The sequence below is a fragment of the Nocardioides sp. JS614 genome, assembly GCF_000015265.1.
Classification (GTDB): Bacteria; Actinomycetota; Actinomycetes; order Propionibacteriales; family Nocardioidaceae; genus Nocardioides.
Genome location: NC_008699.1, coordinates 867,466 through 890,316 on the forward strand (window position 1 = coordinate 867,466; position 22,851 = coordinate 890,316).

Below are 22,851 nucleotides of genomic sequence, written 5' to 3' on the forward strand. Positions count from 1 at the left end.
GGAGGCGATGAACGCGCCGCCGAGGCGACCGGGTCGTGACGTTCGAAGGCACCCTCGTCGCCGCTGCCCGCATCCCGGACCCGCGGGCGCACGTCATCAACCGCTGCGGCCACTGGCCCCCGCTCGACCACGCCGACGAGCTCAACCGCATCGTGGCTGGCTTCGTCCAGCACGGCTGACGTCTCGCCGGCCGGAGGGCTGGGTCCGGAACGCTACTGGTCCTCCCCGTGCTCCACGATCTGCAGCGCACCTGACGGGCACCGCGCCACCACGGCGCGCAGCTGGTCGGCGAGGTCGGGGGTGGCGGCCTCCCTCGGGTCGATCCACGGCCGGCGACTGGTGTCGAACACCGCGGGCATGCCACGCACGCACACCGCGGAGTGGATGCACAGCTCCCGCTCGTCGGTGACGTCGACGAGCGGGCCGGTGTAGCGCTTACTGGTCATGGGTGTCCCTCCTGACGGGTGGCGCGCCGAACGACTCCCGGTGGGTGACCGGGTGGTGGCTGAGGATCGAGACCCGGTTGAACGCGTTGATCATCGAGGCGGAGTAGACGAGCAGCGCGAGCTGGTCGTCGGTGAGGTCCTCGCGCAGCAGGTCGTAGTCGTCGTCGGACAGGTGCCCGTCGGCGACCCGGGTGACCGCCTCGGCGATCGCGAGGGCAGCCTCCTCGACCCTGGTGAACATCCCCGATTCGCGCCAGGCGGGCAGTACGGCGATCCGCTGCGGCGACTCGCCGGCGCGGAGGGCGAGGTGGGTGTGCAGGTGCAGGCAGAACGCGCACCCGTTGATCTGCGAGCACCGCAGGTTGACCAGCTCGAGCACCGCCCGGTCGATGCCCAGGTCGGCGGCACGGCCCCTGATCTCCGTGGACACGTTCGCCATCGCGCCGTGGATCGCGGGCAGCTGCTTGTCGGCGTAGACCCACCGGCGGGTGTCCTCCATGCCCCGACGGTACTCACCCGGCGAAGTGACGCCCGGCTATCCGTCGAAGCCGGCGCGCGTCTACCCAGCGCAGCTCGGTACTCGGGTGGTAGCGCTTGACCCAGTGGAAGGTGTTCTCGTCGGTGTGGGTGCATCTCCGCGCCCGTGGCCGCTAGCCGGGGCAGCAGGTCGCGGGTGTGCTGAACATGCCATCGTTGCTGAAGGGAAAGGCGCTAGTGAAGTCGCGGATCTCGCCACCCCGCGGATGAGCTCCCGCGGCAGTGTGGCCGCCCTCTCTCGGCCCCACCCGAACCGGAGCGGCCCGGGGGGAAGCATCGATCGAACCAGTTGATCAATGCGGCCGCTTTTGGTCTTTGTGGTCATTGAGTTCCTTCTCTAGCGTCAGGTCAGTCCGAGATCACCTCAACGACGAGCAACGACCAGTGAGTACCCGCGCGTCATTGATCACTGGTGTCTAGCGGTTCCTCGGGGTCAGTCGAAGACGGCATGAAGGTAGGGACATGACCATCAGCGAATCCACGACCGGCAAGCCCCTCATCGGTTTGAGCAGGTGGAGCGACCGGGTGCTGGAGGACCGGGTCCATCGCACCTTGTACACGGACCCGGGGGTCTTTGCCGAAGAGATGGTCAGGGTCTTCGGTGGTGAGTCCTGGGTCTATCTCGGCCACGAGTCACAGGTGCCGGAGCCCAACTCCTACCTCTCGGTCCGGATGGGGTTGCGCCCCCTGATCGTGACCCGCGACCGCGAGGGTGCTCTCCACGGCATCTTCAATCGCTGCGCGCACCGCGGTGCCACGATCTGTCGTGACGAGTCGGGTGTCGCGAAGAGCTTCCAGTGTCCCTACCACGGCTGGACGTTCCGCAACACCGGAGAACTGGTCGGGACGCCGTGGCCCGAGGGATACGGCAGCGGCTTCGACAAGTCCGAGTTCGGGCTCCGGAAGGTCAACCGCATCGAGACCTACCGGGGCTTCATCTTCGGCACCCTCAACGACGAGGCCCCCTCGGTGCCGGACTGGCTCGGCCCCGCCACGACGTGGCTGGACTACTGGATCGATCGTGCTCCAGGGGGCGACGTCCGGGTTCGCAGCGGCGCCTTCCGGATGGGGTACCGCGGGAACTGGAAGCTGGCCTACGACAACGCCGGTGACGGATACCATCCGGCGTTCTCCCACCGCTCGCTGCTGGAGATGGCGTCCAGGATGGGCGAGTCGAAGGACATGTCCTACTTCGGTCGCACGCCCGACGACGGGCCGCTCGCGGCCTACTCGCTCGGCAACGGTCACAGCGTGATCGACCAGCGGCCCGCCTATGACGGCCCGGGGAGCTTCTGGGCCAACCAGCGGCCGCAGCCGGGACGGGAGAAGCTCGAGGAGCTCATCCGTGAGCAGTACCCCGACCGTGCCGACGAGCTCCTGGACCTGTGCGTCGGCTCCCAGATCAACCTCAGCATCTTCCCGAACCTGCTCATCATCGGGAACCAGATCCAGGTCATCGAGCCCCTGGCCGTGAGCCGCACCCAGCTGACCTGGCACGCCACGTCGATCGGTGGGGTTCCCGAGGAGGTGAACACCGTCCGGATGCGCACCCAGGAGGACTTCCCGGCCTTCGGCGAACCTGACGACCAGGCCAACTTCGAGGAGGTCCAGCGCGGTCTCGAGGTGGTCGAGGACGAGTGGATCCTCATGAACCGCGGCCTCGGGACCGGATGGCAGAGCGTCGGTGCGGACGGGGTCGTCAAGACCGCGGTGACCGACGAACTGCACATGCGCAGCTACTACGTCGAATGGGTCAAGCGCATGGGCGGCGAGCAGAAGGTCGAGACGGCATGAGCATCCCCGCCGAGTACACGGACACCTCCTCGTTCTCCTACCACGTCGACGCGGACTTCTATGCCGACCTCGACCGCTTCCGCGCGATGTTCGTCGAGGACTGGCCCGACGCCGACCCGGCCGACCTGACGGGCACGGCCTCCTTCCTCACCAGGGAGGCGCGGCTGATCGACGAGGGCCGGTTCAACGACTGGCTCGAGCTGTTCAGCGACGACTGCCTCTACTGGGTCCCGGTCACCGCCGGCGGTGGTGACCCCCGCACGGAGGTCTCCCACGCGTTCGACGACCGTAGACGCCTGACCGACCGCGTCTACTGGCTGCGCACGGGCCTGGCCTACAGCCAGATCCCGGCCTCGCGGACCCGGCGGCTCGTCGGCAACGTCGAGGTGCTCGACGAGCCCTCGGGCGCGCGGCTCGTCCGGTCCAACTTCATCGTCAACGAGTTCCGTGCGGGCGTCACCAAGACCTATGCCGGCTGGTACGCCCACGTGCTCACCCCGGCCGCCGAGGGATGGCGGATCCGGATGAAGCAGGCCAACCTGCTCGACTCCGAGCAGTACCACGAGAACCTCACGATCGTCTTCTGAGGCCGGCGAGGATGACACCGATCGACCGCCAGGACGACCCCGCGACGGCGGAGGAGACCCGAGCCTCGCAGGCACGCGACGTCGGCGACGTGGCGGCTCTTCGCCGAGAGATCGAGCTCCTGCGCGCGAGGGTGGGCCGTCTCGAACGGGAGGCGGCCGCGACGCGCGCCCTGGTCGCCGAAGCCAAGCAGCTCAAGCTGTGGGACTTCACCCCCTACGGCGTGCACCCCGACGAGTCATGGGTCGCGATCGACCGGGCCAGCGCGAGCCGCCTCCTCGCCGCGCTGGCCAGCGTCGACCACTGGGATCCGTGGCACACCCGAATCGAACCGAGGCCACAACCATGAACGACAGCTCGCCGGTGCTCGTCATCGGACACATCGACGAACCCTCGCTGGAGGTGGTGCGCCGGGTCGCCGAGACCCACGACATCTCGCTTCTCGTCAAGCGCCCGCTGCGAGGGGAGGCCCTTCCGCCCCTCGACGACGTGCAGGGGGTCGTTGTCCTCGGTGGTCCCCAGAGTGCCTACGACGAACGAGCCCACCCGTATCTGGCGGAGGAGAAGGCCTACATCGCCTCTGCGCACGCCGCCGGCGTGCCCACGTTGGGGATCTGCCTGGGCTCACACCTGGCAGCGGAAGCACTCGGCGGCAAAGCCCACGCCGGCGAGAGTGGGCTCGAGGTCGGCTTCATCGACGTCGTTGCCGTCGACGATGCAGGAGAACCGCTGCAAGGCAGGTTCTTCTCCTTCCATTCCGACTCCATGCACGTCCCGCCCGGAGCCACGGCCCTGGCGGTCTCGGATCGCTACATCCAGGCATGGGGCCTCGGCTCCGTCCTGGCCATCCAGTTCCATCCCGACCTCGACCGGGATGGGATCGAGACCCTGCTCGGATTGGAGGGCGAGAAGCTCGCCTCCTTCGGGGTCGATGTCGACGCGCTGCGCGAGGAGCTTCGAGTCACAGATGCGGCGCCCGGCGAGCGGCTGATCGGCGAGTGGGTCGGGTCGCTGTGCCCGGGCCGCGTCCACGTGGGTTGCTAGCCGACCCGTGCCCCTGGCATGCGCCAACCCGTGCACACCAACACACTCACGCACCATCGGAGGAACCCATGTCCACATCCACCAGATTCGTCGAGCAGTACGGCTTGTACTCATCAGAGCAGCAGCGCGCTGCCAAGCAGTCGCTGGAGAAGGTCCTCGAGCACGGGATCGAGATCGTGCGGCTGGTCTGGCCTGACCAGCACGGGCTCCTGCGGGGCAAGGCCCTGACCGTGGACGCCTACATCGGCGCGCTGGAGACGGGCAACGAGATCACCATGGCGCCGTTCTTCTTCGACCCGGCCAACGCCATCGTGTTCAACCCCTTCAGCCCCGACGGCGGCTTCGCCATCGACGGCCTCGGCGGCAGCCCGAACGTGAAGATGGTCCCGGACCCCGGCACCTTCACGGTGCTGCCATGGGCCAGGAACACCGCGCTGGTCTTCTGCGACCTGTACATGACCAACGGTCAGCCGTTCCCGCTGGCGCCGCGCACGATCTTGAAGGATGCGTTGGCGGCGCTGGCGCAGCACGGCGCCAAGCTCGTCACCGGCGTCGAGATGGAGTGGTACCTCACCCGCCTCGTGGACGACCAGCTCGCGACCGGTTCGCTCGGCGCTCCCGGGTCGCCGGCCGACCCGCCCCAGGTGGCGCCCGTGGCCCGCGGCTACAGCTACCTGCTCATGGAGCACCTCGACGAGATCGACCACGTCCTCGAGCCCATCCGCAAGGCGGTGCTGCAGATGGGCCTCCCCCTGCGCTCCATCGACGACGAGTGGGCACCGAGCCAGGTGGAGACCACCTTCGACGTCCTCGAGGGCCTGGCTGCTGCGGACTCCGCAGCTCTGTTCCGCACCACGGTCAAGCAGATCGCCAAGCGCCACGGCCACCTCGCCTCGTTCATGTGCACCCCGGCGATCGCCGGCTTCTACGCCAATGGCTGGCACCTCCACACCTCGCTGGCCGACATCGACAGCGGCGCGAACCTGATGGTCCCGACCGACAACTCCCCGCTGTCGGAGATCGGCCGGCACTACGTCGGCGGGACCCTGGAGCACGGGATCGCCGCCTCGGTCTTCACCACCCCGACCATCAACGGCTACCGGCGCCGGCGGCCCTACTCGCTGGCACCCGACCGGCTCGCATGGGGCCAGGACAACCGGGCCGCGATGATGCGGGTCATCAGTGCGCCCAACGACAAGGCGTCCCACGTGGAGAACCGCGTCGGCGACTCCGCCGCGAACCCCTACCTCTACGTCGCGGCCCAGGCCGCGTCCGGGCTGGACGGCGTCGTGAACAAGATCGACCCCGGTCCGATCAGCCTCGACCCGTACGCCGCCGACGTTCCCCAGCTGCCGACCACCCTGGCCGATGCCGTGGACGCTCTGGAGTCGGACGGCTTCTTCCGCAAGGTCTTCGGTGACGTGTTCGTCGACTACATGGTCGCGATGAAGCGCAGCGAGGTGGACCGGTACCAGGCCTGGGTCGAGCAGAACCCGGACCCCGACACCTACGTGAACGGCGTGACCGGCTGGGAGCACCGCGAGTACTTCGAGCTCTTCTGAGCACCCCGTCACCGGCGACGCAGGGGATCGAGACCGAGAGACACTCACATGCCGACGATCATCTTCCACAGTCCCGACGGAAGCTCGCACAAGGTCGACGCCCGGGTCGGAGCCTCCGCGATGGAGACCGCGGTCAAGGTCGGGGTCCCGGGCATCGTCGCCGAATGCGGCGGCGCCCTGTCCTGCGCCACCTGCCACGTGTTCGTCGACTCCGCGTGGATCGCCGCCACCGGGATCGCGGACGAGTTCGAGGACGAGATGCTCGACGACGCGGAGACCCCGCGCACGCCGACGAGCAGACTGTCCTGCCAGATCCGCGTGACCGACGACCTCGACGGCCTGGAACTCACGATCGCGCCCGAGCAGTGAGCGCCCGAACGCTGAGCGACAAGGTGGAGGTGGCTCAGCCGCACGCCGACGTACTCATCGTCGGCGGCGGCGAGGCCGGGCTCGGCGTCGCCGACGAGCTGCGGGCACTGGGCTTCGCCGGCACCATCACCATGGCGGGCGAGGAGCCCAGGCTGCCCTACCAGCGTCCTCCGCTGTCCAAGGGCTATCTCTCAGGAGACAGCGACGACGAGAGCCTGGAGCTGCGCGCCCCGGAGTACCTGCGCGAGCAGGGCATCGACGTGTGGCTCGGGCGCCGAGTCGCCTCGGTCGACCTGACCGACCAGGGCGGCAGCGCCGTCTTCGACGACTCCACCTCGGTGGCGTTCGACCGTCTGGTGCTCGCCACGGGCGCTGTCGCCCGGGAGCTGCCGGTCCCTGGCGCCGAGCTGGCCGGGGTCCACTCGCTGCGAAGCGTCGCCGACGCCGCGCTCATTCGCGACGCCCTGCGAGCCGGCGGCCCTCTCGTGGTGATCGGAGGCGGTTTCATCGGCCTCGAGATCGCCGCCACCGCCCGTGCGCGGGGGCTCTCGGTCACCGTGGTCGAGGCGGCCGGCCGACTCCTCGAGCGCGTCTGCGCCGAACCGCTCTCCGACTTCTGCTTGCGGACGCACCGTGCCGCCGGCATCGACATCCGGCTCGACGCGGCCGTGGTCGAGCTCGTCGGGACCGACGTCGGGGCGGTCAGCGGCGTCCGGCTCGCGGACGGGACGCTGTTGCCGGCCGAGGTCGTGATCGTCGGGGTCGGCGCGGTGCCGGCGACCGGGATCGCCGAGAAGGCGGGCCTCGAGTGTCGCCGCGGAATCGTGGTGGACCCGGCAGGACGCACGACACACCCGCGCGTCGTCGCCGCGGGCGATTGCACCGAGCAACCCCACCCTCACCTGGAGGGGGAGCTGCTGGCGATCGAGTCGGTCAACAACGCCGTCGAGCAGTCGAAGGCCGCCGCGCACACCCTGCTCGGCCTAGACCCGCCGGCACGTGGGGTGCCGTGGTTCTGGTCCGACCAGGGCGGCATGAAGATCCAGATCGCCGGCGTCTCACACGGCCACGACGGCTACGTGGTGCGCGAGGAGGCCGAGCGGATCACGGTCTTGTACTTCCGCGGAGGCACGCTGATCGCCGCGGATGTGGCCAACAACCCCCGCGACTTCATGGCCGTCAAGCGGGCCGTCGCCGAACGGCGGACCGTGGACCGCGAGCGCGCTGGTGACCTGACTCGCTCCGTCAAGGACCTCCTCAGGGAAGGCGCCTGATGGCCTCCGCGCCGACCGGGGTCACGGTCACCACGCTCGAGCTGACGGTCGACCGAGACGCGCCGCTGCTGGTGGTCGGCCCGTCGCTGGGCACCTCGGTCGAGTCGTTGTGGTCCCCCTGTGCCCGGCTCCTGTCCGGCCGGTTCCACGTCGTGGGTTGGGACCTCCCCGGCCATGGGTCGAACCCCTCGATCCCCGCGACCGGACTGTCGATCGCCGAGCTCGCGGCCGCCGTCGCTGCGGCGGTCGGTGAGCTCCTGGTCGCGCGAGGACGACCGGAGGGGCCGTTCGGCTATGCCGGTGACTCGGTCGGCGGGGCCGTGGGACTCCAGCTGCTGCTGGACCACCCCGACCTCGTCTCCAGCGCCGTGCTGGTGTGCACGGGAGCCCGCATCGGCACGCCCGCGGGGTGGCGCGAACGCGCCGAGAACGTGCGTCAGGGCGGAACCGCGGCGGTGTTGGCGGGATCCCTCGAGCGATGGTTCGCCCCGGGCTTCACCCACCGGCACGACGAGACGACCCGAGCGTTCACCAGGGCGCTGCTGGGCACCCACCCGAGCGGGTACGCGGCCGTGTGCGCGGCCCTCGAGCGGTTCGATGTCACCGACCGACTCCACGAGATCGCCCAGCCCGTCCTGGCGGTCGCGGGGGAGCACGACGTGTCGACCCCTCCGGCCTCGCTCGAGACGATCGCCCGCGGCGTCCGGCGCGGCCGACTCGTGGTCCTGCCCGATGTCGCCCACTTGGCGCCGAGCGAGGACCCCGTCGCGCTGGCCGAGCTGATCAGCGCTCACGTGGCTGCGACCCCGGTGGCTCGGGTGACGACGCGGAGCGAGCCCTCGAACATTGATCGGACGAACTGATGAATCCTCCGCAGATTGGTACTTGTGTGTGATGGATAAGTTTCCGTACGGTCAGGTGACGCCCATCACAGCCGATGGGCGGGACCCGGTCGAAAGTGCTGCCATGGAACTGCGCCATCTTCGATACTTCACGGCGGTAGCCGAGACCTGCCACTTCGGACAGGCAGCAGAGCGCCTGTTGATCGCCCAGCCGGCGCTGTCGCAGGCGATCCGGTCGTTGGAGTCCGAGCTCGGGGTCACGCTGTTCACGCGCACCACTCGGCACGTCGCACTGACGCCCGCGGGGGAGTACTTCTTCGACGAGAGCCGCCGGATCCTGGCCGCCGTGGAGGACAGCACCCGCGGGGTGCGCCAGCTGGCCGACGGCCGCCACGGGTTGGTGCGGCTGGGGCTGGTGGGTACGGCGGCGACCTCGCACCTGCCGCACCTCGTCCGGACCTTGAAGCGGGAGCTGCCCGAGGTCGCGGTGGACGTGAAGGCCGACATCCTCACCCCCGAGCTCTGCGACCTGCTCCGCGCCGGCGCCATCGACGTCGCCGTGCTGCGACCACCGGTCGTAGGGGAGGGGATCGAGATCCACGTCGTCGAGGAGGAGCCGCTCATCCTCGCCCTCCCCGAGAGCCACGCGCTGGCCGCCCGGGGCGACCTCGGCGTGGAGGACCTGCGCAACGAGCCGTTCATCAGCTATGCGGCGCAGGAGTCTGCGGTCAACCAGGCCGTTCTCCGTGCGTGCCGCACCGCCGACTTCGTGCCCCACCGCTCGCACGAGGCGCCTGGCACCGCGGTCCTGCTCTCCCTGGTGGCGGCGGGCCTGGGCGTCTCGCTGGTTCCCGCCTCGGTGCGAGCGTTCCCGCTGACCGGCGTCGTGTTCCGTGAGGTCCTCGACGCCGGGACCATCCAGCTGGCGCTGGCCTGGCGCAGCGACCGGCCGCGCCCGGTGGTGACGATGGTGGTCTCCGTCCTCGCCGCCGACGACGCCCTGGCGTCGCTGTCGAGCAGCTTCGTCGACGGGATCCTCGCATGAAGATCACCAGGGTCGAGGCGGTCCCCTACGCGATCCCGTACGTCAAGCCGCTGCGCTTCGCCAGCGGCGAGGTGCACGTCGCCGAACACGTCCTGGTGCGGGTCCACACCGACGACGGGATCGTCGGGGTCGCGGAGGCGCCCCCGCGGCCCTTCACCTACGGTGAGACGCAGGCCGGCATCATCGCGGTGATCGAGAAGATCTTCGTCCCCCAGCTCCTCGGGCTGACGCTGCTCGACCGCGAGGTCATCCAAGAACGCCTCCAGCGCACGGTCGGGAACCCCGCAGCCAAGTCGGCCATCGACATCGCCGTCTGGGATGCACTCGGACGCACGCTCAAGCAGCCGGTCAGCGCCCTCCTCGGCGGCTACACCACCGGTCTGCGGGTGTGTCACATGCTGGGCTTCGAGGAGCCGGCGAAGATGGTCGCCGAAGCGGAGCGGATGGTCGAGACCTACGGCATCCGGACGTTCAAGGTGAAGGTCGGCCGTCGGCCGGTGGCCCTCGACACCGCGGTGGTCCGGGCACTGCGGGAGCGCTTCGGCGATGCGGTCGAGCTCTATGTCGACGGCAACCGGGGCTGGAGCCCCACGGAGTCGCTGCAGGCGATGAAGGAGATGGCCGACCTGGGCCTGACCTGCGCGGAGGAGCTGTGTCCCGCCGACGACGTGCTGGGCAGACGCTGGCTGGTCTCCCACCTCGACGTGCCGTTCATCGCCGACGAATCGGCCACGTCCGCGGCCGAGGCGACGCGGGAGGTGCTCGCGGGTGCCGCGACGGCCCTGAGCATCAAGTGCGCCAGGACCGGCTTCACGCAGAGTCGGCGCGTCCACCACCTCGCCGAGGGCCTGGGCCTCGAGGTCGTCATGGGCAACCAGATCGACGGGCAGCTGGGGACCGCGTGCACCGTCGCCTTCGGTGCTGCCTACCGGCTCACCTCGCGTCGCGCCGCCGAGGTCTCGAACTTCCTGGACATGAGCGACGACCTCCTTGTCGAGCCGCTCCAGATCCGCGACGGTGAGATCGCCGTGGGCCAGGGGATCGGGCTATCGGTGGAGATCGACGAAGACAAGCTCTCCCATTACCGCATCGACCGCTAGGCAACGCGCGATCGATGCGGTGGCTCCGGGAAAGGCTCCCGGGAGTCCGTACCTCGCGAAGTGCAGAAGGAAGGAAATGAAGATGAGCTCGATCGAAGTCGAGTCAGCCACGGCGGCCACTTCTGGTGCCTCGGCGACCGAGAGGTTCCAGACCGACAAGTCGCCGTTCGCCGCCGTCAGGGACGTCCCTCAGGAGCGGGTCGACGCACTGGCCCGAGAGGTGCTGGCCGGCATTCATGCCGCCATCCGCAAGCACCAGGTCACCTACGCCGAGTACAACGCCCTCAAGGCCTGGCTGATCCAGGTGGGACAGGACGGCGAGTGGCCCCTGTTCCTCGATGTCTTCGTCGAGCACGTGGTCGAGGAGGTCGCCACCGCGCACCGCCAGGGCAACAAGGGCACGATCGAGGGCCCCTACTACGTGCCCGGCGCGCCCGAGAGGGGAGCAGAAGGCTCCATCCTGGAGCGCGAGGAGCGCGGCACCCCACTGGTCTGGGAGGGGGTCGTCAAGTCCGTCGACGGCAGCCCGCTGGCCGGCGCGAAGGTCGATGTCTGGCAAGACGACGACCAGGGCTTCTACTCGCAGTTCTCCGAGGGGCAGCCCGAGTGGAACCTCCGCGGCGTGTTCACCGTCGGTGCCGACGGCCGGTTCCGCGTGCACACCATCAAGCCCGCGCCGTACCAGATCCCGCACGACGGGGCGACCGGCGCGCTGATCGAGGCGGCCGGCTGGCATGCGTGGCGGCCGGCCCGCATCCACGTCAAGGTGTCCGCCGCGGGCCACGAGACGCTGACCTCTCAGCTGTACTTCCCCGGCGACGAGCACAACGACGACGACATCGCCGATGCCGTCAAGCCCGAGCTGATGCTCGACCCCGTCGAGCAGGGCGACGGGAGCCTCGTCGTCCGGTACGACGTCACGCTGGACCCGACCGCCTGATGCTCTACCACGTCCGGATGGACGTCCGCCTGCCCCACGATCTCGACCCGGAGACCCGGGACGAGATCGTGGGGCGTGAGCGGGCCTACTCCCAGCAGCTGCAGCGCGAGGGCACCTGGTTGCACCTGTGGCGCATCGTGGGCGAGTACTCCAACTACTCGATCTTCGACGTGGCCTCCCACGACGAGCTGCACCGGATCCTGGCCGGCCTCCCGCTGTTCGCCTACATGGACATCAAGGTGACCCCGCTGGCCGTGCACCCCTCCGACATCCGCGGGGGCGCCTGACCCGAGCCGGTGCCGGTCAGCCGAGCTCGACGCTCGGGTGGTAGCGCTTGACCCGGTGCAGGGTGTTCTGGTCGGTGTGGTGCATCTCGGCCCCGGTCGCCGCGAGCCGGAGCAGGAGGTCGGAGGTGTAGCTGAACGTGCCGTCGTCGTGGAACGTGAAGGTGCTGGTGAAGTCCCTGATCTCGGCGCGCTCCATCAGGTAGCGGTTCTGCAGGATGCCGTACGACGGGTCGCCGGGCTTCGCGTCGAAGTGCAGAACCCGGTCTCGCGGACCGGCGTCGCTGCCCGCGAGGATCGCGATGCCGCGCCCGAACACGACGTTGCGGATGACCTGCCCGTTCGCCTTGTCCCACAGCAGGAAGCCGACCTCGTCGTGGAAGGGGTCCATCGCCTCCTCGCCGTGGCGCCACGCGGTCATCGTGTAGCTCAGGCCCCAGAGCGTCTGCCGGCCGTTCTCCTGCACCGGGATCGGCTTGAACTCGGCCTTCTCGAAGTACGAGGTCTTGCTCGTCTCGTCGTCCTGGTTGTGGTACGAGAGGTCGATCCCGAGGTCGCCCTCCCACTCGCCGACCAGCGGGGTCAGCGGACCGAGCTTCTGCGGGCCCTGGGTCCGGGCGCGGGGGTCGGTGGCGGAGGCGTCGATGGTGGGGGCGGGTGCCGTGGTGGTCATGGGTCTCATCTCTCTCGACTCGATGGGTGGAGCTTCGGTGGTCAGAGGAGCTCGAGCTCGCCCGCGGCCTGGCAGTTCGCGCACAGGCCCCAGTAGGTGACCTCGGCCTCGTCGAGCAGGTAGCCGGCGTCGTCGCTCGCCTGGAGGCAGGGCGCCTCGCCGGTGGCGCAGGCGACGTCGACGATCCGATGGCAGGCGCGGCAGACGAGGTGGTGATGGTTGTCGCCGGTCGCCAGCTCGAACCGGGCCGGCGACCCCGCCGGCTGGAAGCGCCGCAGGAGGCCTGCGTCGGTGAGCGCGTGCACGACGTCGTAGACGGCCTGGGTCGACACCTTGCCGAGCCGGGCCCGGGCCGCGGTCGCGATCGTGTCGACGTCCGCGTGCGGGTGCTCGGACACCTCGGCGAGTACGGCGACCCGCGGGCGGGTCACGCGCAGGCCGGCGGCCCGTAGGTCCTCCTCGGCAGGTGCCATGCGCTGACCCCCTGGTCTGGAACGGATCAAGTCCATCTTGGCCCAGAGACTTGCCTAACGCAAGACTTGCCGTACGCAAGGGAAGGTTCCGACCTCGCCCGATCCTCGGGGATGGGCGGGGCGGCGGCGCGTTACAGAGGCAGTCGGCCGGTGCCGTCGCCCGCACCGGCGTCCACGAGCATCTCGTGCACCTTCTGCAACGCGCTGGCACAGGCAGCGCGCTCGGCCGGATCGAGACGATCGAGGACCTTGCTCAGCTCCTTGCGCCGGCGGTCGGTCACCTTCCGGACCACGCGGCGCCCCGCCTCGGTCAGCTCCAGCGTGACGACGCTGCGGTTGTCCGGGTCGGTGCCGCGCACGAGGTGTCCCGAGGCGTCGAGTCGGTCGGCAAGCCGGGTGATCGAGGAGCCGGCGACTCCGAGAGCCTGGGCGCACTGGGTCGAGGTCGAGCGGCCCTGGTGGTGCAGCACGAGCAGCAGGCGGAACTGGGACAGCGAGACCTCCAGCCGCTCGACGCTGCGCAGGGCGACACCGACCAGGTCCCGGGTCGCGACCTCGAAGGCCACCAGCTCCTCGGCCGACGTCGGCGCCGGGCGGTCCGCCTGCTCCACGCCGGTGAGTATCGCACGGCCCCGACCGGCCACTAGCGCTTGCGAGCGCGACTCAGGTCCTGCTCGAACCGCTCCAGGCTCACGTGCGCCATCACCAGGCGCTGGGCCTGCCGGACGTTGCGCGTGCGCATGCTCGCCAGGATCGCGCGATGCTCGCTGTGCCACTCGCGATGCCGGCTGACGCGGGTCCGGGTGCCGCGAGACAGGGTGACCCACGCATCGCGCAGCAACAGCTCGACGTCGTAGAGCCAGGAGTTGCCACACATGCCGGCAGCCGTGAGCTCGAACCCCAGCGGCTCCCACTGGTAGGAGGGATCGTTCTCGAGATGCTCCTGCTGCTCGTCCAGCAGCGCCTCGAGGGCGTCGAAGTCGGCGTCGGTGCCACGCTCGGCGAGCGCGGTGACGATGGCGAGCTCGATCCCGAGCCGGGTCTCCACGAGGTTGCGCAGCGCGCTCTCCTCGGTCGCATCGAAGATGGTCGTGGTCGAGACGGACGGGTTCGCCGCCGCGACGTACATGCCGTCGCCGTGGACGACCTCGATGACGCCGGTCGCCGACAGCACCCGCAAGGCCTCGCGGAGCGACGAGCGGCCGACGCTGAACAGCTCCATGAAGACCCGCTCGGGCGGCAGCTTGTCGCCGCCCTGCAGGGCCTCACGCTCGATATAGGCGCAGATCTCGTCGACGACGCGCTCGGTGACCCGGCCCCTTCCCCCGCCGCGCGCCGGTGTCGTCGGAGCGGATGCAGACTTCGCTGCGGGGGGCTTCGCCATGGCAACCCGACAGTAGGAGCGGGTCTCCGGCTTTGGCAAACCCCGGTCAGGTCGTGCGCACCACGGCCAGGCAGGCCGGGCAGCAGCTGCGGACGTCGGCGCCGAACGGCAGGTCCCAGAAGTACGGCCAGCCGACGGCGGAGACGCCGCACGCGGTCACCGGCTCACCGACCCGGCGCGCGTGGTGCGTGCCGTGCGGGCGGCGGGACGGGTCCGCCGGATCGGGAGGGGTACGCCGGTGCGGGCTGGAGACCAGCCACGTCGGCAGCTTGGTCGCGCTCATGGCTCGCGCGGGACGGCTCGGAACCCGACCGCGGCGTGCCCGTCGTCGAGGTCCACGAACTCCACCGTCACCGCGACGTCACAGGAGATGGCCTCCGGGTCTTCCGGGGCGTCCAGGAGGAAGCCCATCATCCGCGGTCCCTCGGCGAGGTCGACGAGGGCGGTGACGAACGGGACGGCCTCGGCGAGACCCGGTACGTCGCAGTGGTACTGCACGCAGAACGAGTGCAGGACTCCGCGCCCACTCGCCGTCACCCAGGCCAGGTTCCGGCTGCCGCAGGCGGGGCACAGGGCGCGGGGGTAGAAGAACGGCTCGTCACAGTCCAGGCAGTGGGGGAGCACCAGCGCGTGCCGTGTCGCCGCCTCCCAGAACGGCACGGCATCCGGGCTCGGGGAGGACACCGGCCGGAGCCGGCGGTCCGCGGGCGTGCTCATCAGCGCCTGCCCAGGATCGCCGTGGCGGAGCTGGACAGATAGCCGCCCATGCCGTTGACGAGGGCCACCTCCGCCGCCGGCACCTGACGGTCGTCGCACTCGCCCCGCAGCTGCCGGACGGCCTCGATCAGCAGGAACATGCCGAACATCCCGGGGTGGGTGTAGGAGAGGCCGCCGCCGCTCGTGTTGAGGGGGAAGTCGCCGCCGGGCGCGGTGCGCTGCCCGGAGACGAAGTCCCCACCTTCGCCCTTGGCGCAGAATCCGAGGTCCTCGAGCTGCACGAGCGCGGTGTAGGTGAAGGAGTCGTAGAGCTCGGCCACGTCGACGTCATCGGGGCCGATCCCGGCCTCCCGGTAGGCCTCGGCACCGGAGACGGCGGCCGGGGTCGTCGTGAGGTCCGGCATCTGCGAGATCCCGTAGTGCGTGTGGGCGACCGCCGAGCCGAGCACCTCGACCACGGGTACGCCGAGATCGCGGGCGCGAGCGGTCGACGTCAGGACGACCGCGCCCCCGGCGTCGGTCACCAGGCAGATGTCGGTCGGGCGGAACGGGTAGACGAAGTACGGCGCGGCGAGCACCTCGTCGATCGTCAGCAGCGCCTGCCGGTAGGCCCGCGGGTTGAGCGCCGCCCAGGCCCGGGTCGCGACCGCGATCTCAGCGAAGTGCTTGGTGGTCGTCCCGTACTCGTGCATGTGGCGGGTCGCCGCCAGGGCGTAGGCGGCGGGCGGCGCGGCCACGCCGTACGGACGCTCCCACTGCCAGTCCGGAAGCCACGGGTCGAAGTGGTGCGGCCGGGCCTGAACCCCGCGCCGCCGGTTGGAGCGGCGGGTCTCGCCGTGAGTGACCAGAGCCACCTCGCAGCGTCCGCTCCGGATGGCGAGGACCGCCTCGTGGACATGGGCCACGAACGACGAGCCGCCGATCGAGTTGCTGCTGGAGTAGCGGGGCTGGAGGCCGAGGTACTCGCTGACCAGGAGGGACGGCATGAAGTCCAGGCCACAGGTGAACAGGGCGTCGACGTCGCGCAACCCGAGGTTGGCGTGGGCCAGCGCGTTGGCGGCGGCCTCGGCGTGCATCTGCACCGACGACTTCCCGGGTACGACGCCGATGTCGTCGGCCTCGGCCGCCCCGACGACGGCGACGCCGGTGCTCACGACGCCGGATCCGAGCGGTATCGCTCGATGTAGTCCCAGTCCAGCTCGAGGCCGAATCCCGGTCCCTCCGGCACCAGGTAGTCCCCGTCCTGGAAGGGACGCCGGTTCGCGATCATGTTCCAGAAGATCGGGTCGCGGTCGGGGTCGAAGGTCTCGAGGTAGGTGCCGTGCGGGATCGACGCCAGGAGGTGGGCGGAGATCTGCGGCTCCTCGTGGTGTGCCATGTCGACCTCGTACATCGAGGCGAGCGCGGCGACGCGGCGCCACTCGCTCGGACCACCGATCCAGCTGGCGTCGGCGTTGCACGCGTCCACCGCTCCCGCGGTGATGAGGTCGCGGAGCCCGGCCCGGGTGTCCTCGCTCTGGCCGGCCACCACCTGGATCCCGGTGGTGAGGCGCACGTCGCGCATGGAGAGCCGGTCGTTGACCCAACCGACCGGCTCCTCGAACCAGCGCAGGTCGAGGTCCTCGGTCAGTCCGGCGAACTCGATCGCGCCCCGGCGGGTGAAGCCCTGGTTGGCGTCGACCATCAGCACGAAGTCGTCGCCGGCGGCCTTGCGGGCCAGGCGGGTCCGGTGTGCGTCCTCGGCCGGGGTGAGGCGGCCGACCTTGAACTTGCACCCCGCGAACCCGAGGTCGAGGTAGCGCTCGATCTGGCGGCCGATGTCGGCCTCGTCGTCGCTGTAGTACCCGCCGATGCAGATCGCGGGTAGCCGGTCGCGGTAGCCCCCCCAGAGCTGGAACAGCGGCAGGCCGACGGCCTTGCCGACGACGTCCCAGATCGCCGAGTCGAGGCACGCGATCGCCTGGAGCGCGACGGAGCGGTCCCGGAGGATGTCATAGGTCGGCGGGAGCATCGCCTCCCAGCAGGACTCGTGGGCCAGGGCGCTGCGGCCGATCAGCTGCGGGACGATCTCGTCGCGGATGATGCCGACGATGACGGACTGCTCGGCGTCGGTGTCGCCGTTGTAGACCTCGCTGACGAGGCCGCAGCGCGTGTGCAGGCGCGTGACGATCGTGCAGCGCGTGGACATCGAGTAGTGCGAGCCCTGGAAGAGCCGCGCCAACGGCACCCGCATCGGGATGACCTCGATCCGCTCGATGGTCAGGTCGTCTGCGCTGAGGGTGCTCGCTGCACGGACCGCGCTGACGGCGGGTGCTGGGGCGGTGGACATGTACTGCCTCCAATGAGAGGTCGATGGGATGGGCGCGGTCAGCGCCCGAGTCGCAGGTGGATCGCCTTGGTCTCGAAGTACTGCGCCAGGCCTTCGCGGCCGAGCTCACGCCCGATCCCGCTCGACTTGTAGCCGCCCATCGGCATGCAGAACGGCAGTCCCGCATCGTGGTAGGCGTTGATCCACACCGTGCCGGCGCGCAGGCGCTTGGACGTCTTGATCGCGGTGTCGATGTTCGTGCTCCACACCGCGGACGCGAGGCCGTACGGCGAGTCGTTGGCCAGGCGGACCGCCTCGTCGAGGGTGTCGAAGGGCGTGACTGCCAGGACCGGTCCGAAGATCTCCTCGCGGGAGATCGCGTGGTCGGGCGCGGCGTTGTCGAAGATGGTCGGCTCGACGTAGAGGCCGTCGGCCAGCTCTCCGCCGAGCCGGTTCCCGCCGGCGACCAGCGCCGCCCCCGCCTCCCGACCCTTCCCGATGTAGTCGAGCACCGTGTCGAGCTGCGCCTGGTCGACCATGGGCCCGATCTGGGTGCCCTCGTCGAGGGGATCCCCGACCTTGCTGGACCGTGCCATCTCCACCAGCGAGGAGACGAACTCCTCGTGGACCTCGCGCTGGACGAGCAATCGGCTGCCGGCCTGGCAGGCCTGGCCGCTGTTGAGGAAGATGCCCCAGTAGGCACCACGCACGGCCTGCTTGAGATCGGCGTCGGCGAACACGATGTTGGGCGACTTGCCGCCCAGCTCCATGCTCACCTTCTTGACCGTGCCGACCGCCGCGCGCATCACGGTCTGGCCCACCTCGGTGGACCCGGTGAACGCGATCTTGTCGATGCCCGGGTGCTGGGCGAGCGCGTCGCCGACCTCGGCGCCGCCGCCGGTGACGACGTTGTAGACGCCGTCGGGCACACCCGCGTCCGCCAGCACCGAGGCGAGATCCAGCGTGCTCCCCGGGGTCAGGCTGGCCGGCTTCGCGACCATCGTGCACCCGGCGGCGAGGGCCGGGGCCACCTTCCAGGAGAGCAGCAGCAGCGGGAAGTTCCAGGGCGTGATCATGCCGACCACGCCGACCGGCTCCTTCACGATCATGCCGAGGGCGGAGGCCGTGTGCTGGGAGATCAGCTCACCGCGCTGGTCGAGGGCCAGGGCGGCGTAGTAGTCGAAGACCTCGGCGGTCAGCACGACCTCGTTGCGGGCCATCGAGATCGGCTTGCCCAGCTCGAGCGCGATCCGCCGGCCGATGGTGTCGGCGCGCTCGCGCAGCAGGTCCGCGGCGCGCCGCATGATGGCAGCGCGCTTGGTCGCGTCGATGGTCGGCCAGGGGCCCTCGTCGAAGGCGCGCCGGGCGGCGGCGACGGCGAGGTCCACGTCCGCCCCGTCCCCGCGGGCGTAGCGGCCGACGAGCCGGCCGTCGCCCGGACTGGTCCGTTCCGAGGTGCGCCCGGTCCGCGAGGGCTGCCAGCGGCCGTCCACGAAGAGGTCGTAGACCGCCAGGTCCGAAGCGTCCGTCGTGGTCGTCATGAGGATGCCCCTGGTTCTGCGGGAAGGAACGGGTTGCGAGGTGGCGCGTAGCACTCGAGGAGGAGACAGCCGTCGGCACCGGCCACCGCCGCATGGGGGACGTTCCCGGGGATCAGGAAGCTGTCCCCGACGGCGAGGCGGGACACCTCGGCGTCCACCTCCAGCTCGAGGCTGCCCTCGAGCACCTGGCCGAACTCCTCGTTCACGTGGTGGTGCCGCGGCACGACCGCGCCTGGGCTGAGCCGGAAGAGAGCGGCGGAGAGCTCCGCTCCCAGCCGGACCTGCCCGGTGATCCCCGTGATCGGGGCGTGCACCGGGAGGTCCGACCAGTCGATGGAAGCATCCATGGTGATCAGCCCGCCGCCGGGGCGGCGAGCAGCTCGGTGACCTGGACGACGACCCCGTCCGGGTCCTTGACCAGGGCGACCTTCCAGCCGCCCTCCGGGGTCATCACCACGGTCGGCTTCGTGATGAACTCGACCCCCTCGGCTGCCAGCTCGTCGTAGACCGCCTGGGTGTCGTCGGTGAGCACCGAGAACCGGGTCAGCCCGCGCTGGTGCTGCGCGACCGGCTCCGTCCCGGTGTCCTCCGTGTCGGGATGGAACCACTGCACGATGTCGAGGATGGTGGCGTTGTCGTCCTCCCCGAGGCGCAGGTGCACGAAGCGCAGGTCGCCGGAGGGGACCGCGAAGGCCTCCTTGACCATGTCGTTCCTGACGCTGCGGTCCTGCAGGGCCTGGAAGCCCAGTCGCTGGTAGAAGGCCACCGACCGATCGAGGTCGGTGGAGTTGATCGCGATGTGGAACAGCCGGTTCAGCATGGTGCGCCCTCTCTGGTCAGTCCGCGAACGGCATGAGCTGGTCGGCGAGCTGCTCGACCTCGTCCAGCACGCTCTGCAGGTTGTCGTGGTCGAAGGAGGTGTCAGCGATGAGCAGCTCGACCCCGAGACCGGCATAGTGGTCGATCGTGTCCTTGTCGAGGGTCGCCTGGCTGACCGGACGCGCCGACAGGGTGATGTCGTCGAGCGTTCGGTCGTGCTCCGCCAGGTAGCCCTCGAGCTCCTTGAGCTTGCGCTCGAGCTCGTCGGGCGCGATGTACAGGGGGTGCCAGCCGTCGGCAGCGGCGGCCACCCGCTTCAGGACGCCGGTGCTCTTGCCGCCGCACCACAGCGGGATCGAGGGCTGGCTGATCGGCTTCGGGTAGAACTTGAAGCCCGAGAACTCGAAGTGCTCTCCGTGGAAGTCGATCAGGTCCTCGGTCCAGAGGTGGCGCAGGAGCTTGAGGTACTCCGTGGTCCGGGAGCCCCGTGTCTCGAACGGCGAGCCGAGGATCTCGAACTGCTCGCGCATCCAGCCGGTGCCGACGGCGCAGATGGTCCGGCCGCCATTGAGGACGTCGAGGGTGGCCAGGGCCTTCGCGGTGTTGACCGGGTGGTGCCAGCCGGCGATCAGCACCGAGGTGCCGACCTTGATCCGCTCGGTGGCGGCCGACGCCCAGGTCAGGGTCAGGATCGTGTCGAAGTACGGCGTCTCCGGCGGCCAGAAGAACTTGCCGTCCTGGGTGTACGGGTACTTCGACGCGACGTCGACCGGCAGCGCGATGTGGTCGGTCATCCAGATGGAGTCGAAGCCGAGTTGCTCGGCCTTCTGGGCGAAGGCGGTGATCGCCTCCGGCCCGGCGTACGGGCCAGCCCCCGGCAGCCGCAGTCCAAACTTCATGTCACTTGCCTTCCTGTTGGTGGCCATGGCGGCCGGATGCCTTTACAGACTTGCTCTTCCGCGAGACTGGGGGAGCCACGAGGTCTTCCTCGAAGCGCTCGAGACTCAGGTGCGCGATCACCAGACGTTGTGCCTGCAGCACGTTGCGGGACCGCATGGACGCGATGATCGCGCGGTGCTCGGTCAGCCACTCCTCGTGCCGGCCGACCGTGGCGCGTAGGCCGCTGGACAGTGCCAGCCAGGCGTCGCGCAGCATCAGCTCCACCTCGTAGAGCCAGGTGTTGCCGCTGACCTCCACCACCGCGAGCTCGAAGCCGAGTGGCTCCCAGGTGAACTCCGGGTCGTCGCTCATCCGGAGCTCCTGGTCGTCGAGCATCCGCTGCAACGTGAGGAAGTCGTCGTCGCTCGCCCGCGTCGTCGCGGCGGTGACCGCGGCCAGCTCGATCCCGAGCCGGGTCTCGACCAGGTTGCGCAGCGCGTGCTGCTCGGTCGCGTCGAAGATCGCCTTCGGGTTCAGCGCCGGCGCCGCCGCCGTGGCGGCGACGTACATGCCGTCGCCGTGCCGGACGTCGATGATGCCCACCGTGGAGAGGACCCGCAGGGCCTCGCGCAGCGAGGAGCGGCCGACCCCCAGGAGCTCCATGAAGACCCGTTCCGGCGGCAGCTTGGCGCCATTCATCAGACCATTCGACTCGATGTAGGCACAGATCTCGTCGACCACTCGCTCCGCCACCCGGCCGGTCCCGGAGGGCCGCAGGAGCGTCGCGACAGTCATCTGATGACTGCCCGAACTTGCGGCAGCCGGCATCTCGGCCGCGACCTCACTGGTCTGATCCTCGGCGCGGAAGTGCGGGTTCCTGGTGGATGAGTTCGTCATAACGACGCTGATATTAGAGACAGAGATCTGACAAGTCAACCATTGACAGACGGAAAATGGGGGAGTTGTATGACGACCTAAGTCATAAGACATCTCGGATCCAACTCCCCTCGAAGGACGAAGTCATGACCAGTTTTCTCGCCTCCGGGCGGCTCCGCGGCCGTGGGCTCATCGCCCTGGCGGCCGCTGTAGCAGGGTCCGTAGTACTCGCAGGGTGTGGCGGCGCCGCAGTCTCCGAGAGCAAGTCATCAGACGAACCGATCAAGATCGGCGTGTTGCTGCCCTACACGGGTCCGTTCGGGCTCTACGGCAAGCCGATGGAGGCTGCCCTGACCGCCCGACTCAAGCTCGACGACTTCAAGGTCGGCGACCGCTCGATCGAGCTCGTCTTCGAGGACGAGGCCACCGATCCCGCCACGGCCGTGTCGAAGGCCAACAAGCTCGTCGACCAGGACGGGGTCTCGGCCGTGGTCTGCTGCGCGACGGGTGCGGCGACGCTCGCGGTCGGACCCATCCTCGCCGAGCGGGGCATCCCCCAGCTCGGCCCGATCCCGAACCCCGACGGACTCTCCGAGTTCGCGACGGCTGCCGTGGCGGCACCGACCGCCGGCCACGACGCCGGCAAGCTGGGCACCTACGCAGCGACCGACCTGGACTACCGGTCGGCCGTGATCGTGGCCAGCGACTTCGCCTACGGCCATGAGGTTGCCGAGAACTTCAAGAAGGGCTTCACCGAGGCCGGCGGCTCGATCGTCAAGGAGGTCTACGCGCCTCTCGGCACCAGCGACTTCGCCTCGTACCTCTCGCAGCTCCCCGACGCCGACGTCGTCTTCGCGGGCTTCGCCGGCGCCGACGCCATTCGCTTCGTGCAGCAGTACGACAAGTTCGGGGTGAAGGCCAAGATGCCGCTGATCGGGCACGGACCGCTCGTCACCGAGCTCGTCCTCAACCAGATCGGCCCGGCCGCGGTCGGCGTCGGGGCCGCCTTCTACTACTCCTCGACCCTCGACAACGCCGAGAACGAGCGGTTCATCTCGACCATGAAGGCCGCCAATCCGGACTTCGTCCCCAGCCACTTCACCGCCGGTGCGTGGGCCTCGGGGAGTGTCCTCCTCGACGCGATCGAGCGGGCCGGCGACGACGCGACCGACGGCGAGAAGCTCGCCGCCGCCATCCGGAGCACCAAGATCGAAGCCCCGTGGGGTCCGCTCGCGTTCGACCCCGACACCGGGTACGCGATCGCGCCGACCTACTACTACACCGTCGAGTCCTCGGCCACCGGCCTGTCCCACAAGATCGTCACCGAGATCCCCTGACGACCGTTGCGTCGGGGCCCTC

General features: G+C 69.7%; 29 protein-coding genes. 14 read left to right on the forward strand and 15 right to left on the reverse strand.

Annotated features, from left to right (window positions below; all coding sequences use genetic code 11):
- Positions 1 to 35 precede the first annotated feature (35 nt).
- Positions 36 to 179 carry an alpha/beta fold hydrolase gene (locus tag NOCA_RS27420; protein ID WP_158305630.1) on the forward strand — a complete coding sequence of 48 codons (144 nt, stop codon included), beginning with the start codon at positions 36 to 38 and terminating at the stop codon, positions 177 to 179.
- Between the two features lie 33 nt (positions 180 to 212).
- Here the strand turns inward: NOCA_RS27420 and NOCA_RS05590 are convergent, their stop codons facing one another.
- Together NOCA_RS05590 and NOCA_RS05595 are read right to left on the reverse strand one after the other, a co-directional pair.
- The gene (locus NOCA_RS05590) at positions 213 to 446 is read right to left on the reverse strand and encodes a (4Fe-4S)-binding protein (protein ID WP_011754296.1); all 234 of its coding nucleotides are present in this window, start codon (positions 444 to 446) and stop codon (positions 213 to 215) included.
- Complete coding sequence (locus tag NOCA_RS05595; RefSeq protein ID WP_011754297.1) at positions 436 to 945, reverse strand: carboxymuconolactone decarboxylase family protein; 510 nt, start codon at positions 943 to 945, stop codon at positions 436 to 438. The genes NOCA_RS05590 and NOCA_RS05595 overlap by 11 nt, the downstream gene beginning before the upstream one ends.
- 500 nt (positions 946 to 1,445) lie before the next feature.
- On the opposite strand from NOCA_RS05595, the gene NOCA_RS05600 reads away from it, so the two are divergent.
- From NOCA_RS05600 to catC, 12 genes are all read left to right on the forward strand, one after another.
- Positions 1,446 to 2,777, forward strand: a complete 1,332-nt coding sequence (locus NOCA_RS05600; protein WP_011754298.1) for an aromatic ring-hydroxylating oxygenase subunit alpha — start codon at positions 1,446 to 1,448, stop codon at positions 2,775 to 2,777.
- Positions 2,774 to 3,364, forward strand: coding sequence for an aromatic-ring-hydroxylating dioxygenase subunit beta (locus NOCA_RS05605; protein WP_011754299.1), 591 nt, complete (start codon positions 2,774 to 2,776; stop codon positions 3,362 to 3,364). Before NOCA_RS05600 ends, NOCA_RS05605 begins: the two co-directional genes overlap by 4 nt.
- Positions 3,365 to 3,375: 11 nt before the next feature.
- Positions 3,376 to 3,711 carry a hypothetical protein gene (locus NOCA_RS05610; protein WP_011754300.1) on the forward strand — a complete coding sequence of 112 codons (336 nt, stop codon included), beginning with the start codon at positions 3,376 to 3,378 and terminating at the stop codon, positions 3,709 to 3,711.
- Positions 3,708 to 4,406: a type 1 glutamine amidotransferase gene (locus NOCA_RS05615; protein WP_011754301.1), complete on the forward strand. Its 699-nt coding sequence runs from the start codon at positions 3,708 to 3,710 to the stop codon at positions 4,404 to 4,406. The genes NOCA_RS05610 and NOCA_RS05615 overlap by 4 nt, the downstream gene beginning before the upstream one ends.
- 68 nt (positions 4,407 to 4,474) lie before the next feature.
- Positions 4,475 to 5,968, forward strand: a complete 1,494-nt coding sequence (locus NOCA_RS05620; protein ID WP_011754302.1) for a glutamine synthetase family protein — start codon at positions 4,475 to 4,477, stop codon at positions 5,966 to 5,968.
- A 48-nt stretch (positions 5,969 to 6,016) separates the two neighbouring features.
- Positions 6,017 to 6,337: a 2Fe-2S iron-sulfur cluster-binding protein gene (locus NOCA_RS05625; protein ID WP_011754303.1), complete on the forward strand. Its 321-nt coding sequence runs from the start codon at positions 6,017 to 6,019 to the stop codon at positions 6,335 to 6,337.
- Positions 6,338 to 6,366: 29 nt separating this feature from the next.
- Positions 6,367 to 7,611, forward strand: coding sequence for an NAD(P)/FAD-dependent oxidoreductase (locus tag NOCA_RS05630; RefSeq protein ID WP_041547140.1), 1,245 nt, complete (start codon positions 6,367 to 6,369; stop codon positions 7,609 to 7,611).
- Positions 7,611 to 8,474 carry an alpha/beta fold hydrolase gene (locus NOCA_RS05635; RefSeq protein WP_011754305.1) on the forward strand — a complete coding sequence of 288 codons (864 nt, stop codon included), beginning with the start codon at positions 7,611 to 7,613 and terminating at the stop codon, positions 8,472 to 8,474. The genes NOCA_RS05630 and NOCA_RS05635 overlap by 1 nt, the downstream gene beginning before the upstream one ends.
- A 103-nt stretch (positions 8,475 to 8,577) precedes the next feature.
- Entirely contained in the window at positions 8,578 to 9,498 is a 921-nt protein-coding gene (locus tag NOCA_RS05640; RefSeq protein WP_041546241.1) for a LysR substrate-binding domain-containing protein, read from the forward strand.
- The gene (locus tag NOCA_RS05645; protein WP_011754307.1) at positions 9,495 to 10,598 is read left to right on the forward strand and encodes a mandelate racemase/muconate lactonizing enzyme family protein; all 1,104 of its coding nucleotides are present in this window, start codon (positions 9,495 to 9,497) and stop codon (positions 10,596 to 10,598) included. Before NOCA_RS05640 ends, NOCA_RS05645 begins: the two co-directional genes overlap by 4 nt.
- 82 nt (positions 10,599 to 10,680) lie before the next feature.
- Positions 10,681 to 11,538 (forward strand): catechol 1,2-dioxygenase, encoded by an 858-nt coding sequence (gene catA / locus NOCA_RS05650; protein WP_041547142.1) that lies wholly within the window; start codon positions 10,681 to 10,683, stop codon positions 11,536 to 11,538.
- Complete coding sequence (catC, locus tag NOCA_RS05655; RefSeq protein ID WP_011754309.1) at positions 11,538 to 11,825, forward strand: muconolactone Delta-isomerase; 288 nt, start codon at positions 11,538 to 11,540, stop codon at positions 11,823 to 11,825. The genes catA and catC overlap by 1 nt, the downstream gene beginning before the upstream one ends.
- A 16-nt stretch (positions 11,826 to 11,841) precedes the next feature.
- Here the strand turns inward: catC and NOCA_RS05660 are convergent, their stop codons facing one another.
- The 13 genes from NOCA_RS05660 to NOCA_RS05720 form a co-directional block, all read right to left on the reverse strand.
- Entirely contained in the window at positions 11,842 to 12,495 is a 654-nt protein-coding gene (locus tag NOCA_RS05660; protein ID WP_086000397.1) for an FABP family protein, read from the reverse strand.
- A 41-nt stretch (positions 12,496 to 12,536) separates the two neighbouring features.
- The gene (locus tag NOCA_RS05665; protein ID WP_011754311.1) at positions 12,537 to 12,968 is read right to left on the reverse strand and encodes a Fur family transcriptional regulator; all 432 of its coding nucleotides are present in this window, start codon (positions 12,966 to 12,968) and stop codon (positions 12,537 to 12,539) included.
- Between the two features lie 131 nt (positions 12,969 to 13,099).
- Complete coding sequence (locus NOCA_RS05670) at positions 13,100 to 13,579, reverse strand: MarR family winged helix-turn-helix transcriptional regulator (protein ID WP_197687638.1); 480 nt, start codon at positions 13,577 to 13,579, stop codon at positions 13,100 to 13,102.
- Between the two features lie 32 nt (positions 13,580 to 13,611).
- Positions 13,612 to 14,352: a FadR/GntR family transcriptional regulator gene (locus NOCA_RS05675; RefSeq protein WP_011754313.1), complete on the reverse strand. Its 741-nt coding sequence runs from the start codon at positions 14,350 to 14,352 to the stop codon at positions 13,612 to 13,614.
- A 46-nt stretch (positions 14,353 to 14,398) separates the two neighbouring features.
- The gene (locus NOCA_RS05680; RefSeq protein ID WP_011754314.1) at positions 14,399 to 14,635 is read right to left on the reverse strand and encodes a hypothetical protein; all 237 of its coding nucleotides are present in this window, start codon (positions 14,633 to 14,635) and stop codon (positions 14,399 to 14,401) included.
- The gene (locus NOCA_RS05685; protein WP_011754315.1) at positions 14,632 to 15,069 is read right to left on the reverse strand and encodes a Zn-ribbon domain-containing OB-fold protein; all 438 of its coding nucleotides are present in this window, start codon (positions 15,067 to 15,069) and stop codon (positions 14,632 to 14,634) included. Before NOCA_RS05685 ends, NOCA_RS05680 begins: the two co-directional genes overlap by 4 nt.
- Positions 15,069 to 16,223 carry an acetyl-CoA acetyltransferase gene (locus NOCA_RS05690; protein WP_011754316.1) on the reverse strand — a complete coding sequence of 385 codons (1,155 nt, stop codon included), beginning with the start codon at positions 16,221 to 16,223 and terminating at the stop codon, positions 15,069 to 15,071. Before NOCA_RS05690 ends, NOCA_RS05685 begins: the two co-directional genes overlap by 1 nt.
- Complete coding sequence (locus NOCA_RS05695) at positions 16,220 to 17,398, reverse strand: mandelate racemase/muconate lactonizing enzyme family protein (protein WP_011754317.1); 1,179 nt, start codon at positions 17,396 to 17,398, stop codon at positions 16,220 to 16,222. The genes NOCA_RS05690 and NOCA_RS05695 overlap by 4 nt, the downstream gene beginning before the upstream one ends.
- A 38-nt stretch (positions 17,399 to 17,436) precedes the next feature.
- Entirely contained in the window at positions 17,437 to 18,918 is a 1,482-nt protein-coding gene (locus NOCA_RS05700) for an aldehyde dehydrogenase family protein (RefSeq protein ID WP_011754318.1), read from the reverse strand.
- The gene (locus NOCA_RS05705; RefSeq protein WP_011754319.1) at positions 18,915 to 19,265 is read right to left on the reverse strand and encodes a cupin domain-containing protein; all 351 of its coding nucleotides are present in this window, start codon (positions 19,263 to 19,265) and stop codon (positions 18,915 to 18,917) included. Before NOCA_RS05705 ends, NOCA_RS05700 begins: the two co-directional genes overlap by 4 nt.
- Before the next feature lie 5 nt (positions 19,266 to 19,270).
- On the reverse strand, positions 19,271 to 19,738 hold the full coding sequence (locus NOCA_RS05710) for a VOC family protein (RefSeq protein WP_011754320.1): 468 nt from the start codon (positions 19,736 to 19,738) through the stop codon (positions 19,271 to 19,273).
- A gap of 16 nt (positions 19,739 to 19,754) precedes the next feature.
- A complete protein-coding gene (locus NOCA_RS05715) occupies positions 19,755 to 20,636 on the reverse strand; it encodes an LLM class F420-dependent oxidoreductase (RefSeq protein ID WP_011754321.1) in 882 nt (293 codons plus the stop codon).
- A gap of 1 nt (position 20,637) precedes the next feature.
- Positions 20,638 to 21,411 carry a FadR/GntR family transcriptional regulator gene (locus tag NOCA_RS05720; RefSeq protein WP_041546243.1) on the reverse strand — a complete coding sequence of 258 codons (774 nt, stop codon included), beginning with the start codon at positions 21,409 to 21,411 and terminating at the stop codon, positions 20,638 to 20,640.
- Between the two features lie 227 nt (positions 21,412 to 21,638).
- Here NOCA_RS05720 and NOCA_RS05725 point away from each other — a divergent pair, with 227 nt between their 5' ends.
- Positions 21,639 to 22,829, forward strand: a complete 1,191-nt coding sequence (locus NOCA_RS05725; protein ID WP_011754323.1) for an ABC transporter substrate-binding protein — start codon at positions 21,639 to 21,641, stop codon at positions 22,827 to 22,829.
- Positions 22,830 to 22,851 lie beyond the last annotated feature (22 nt).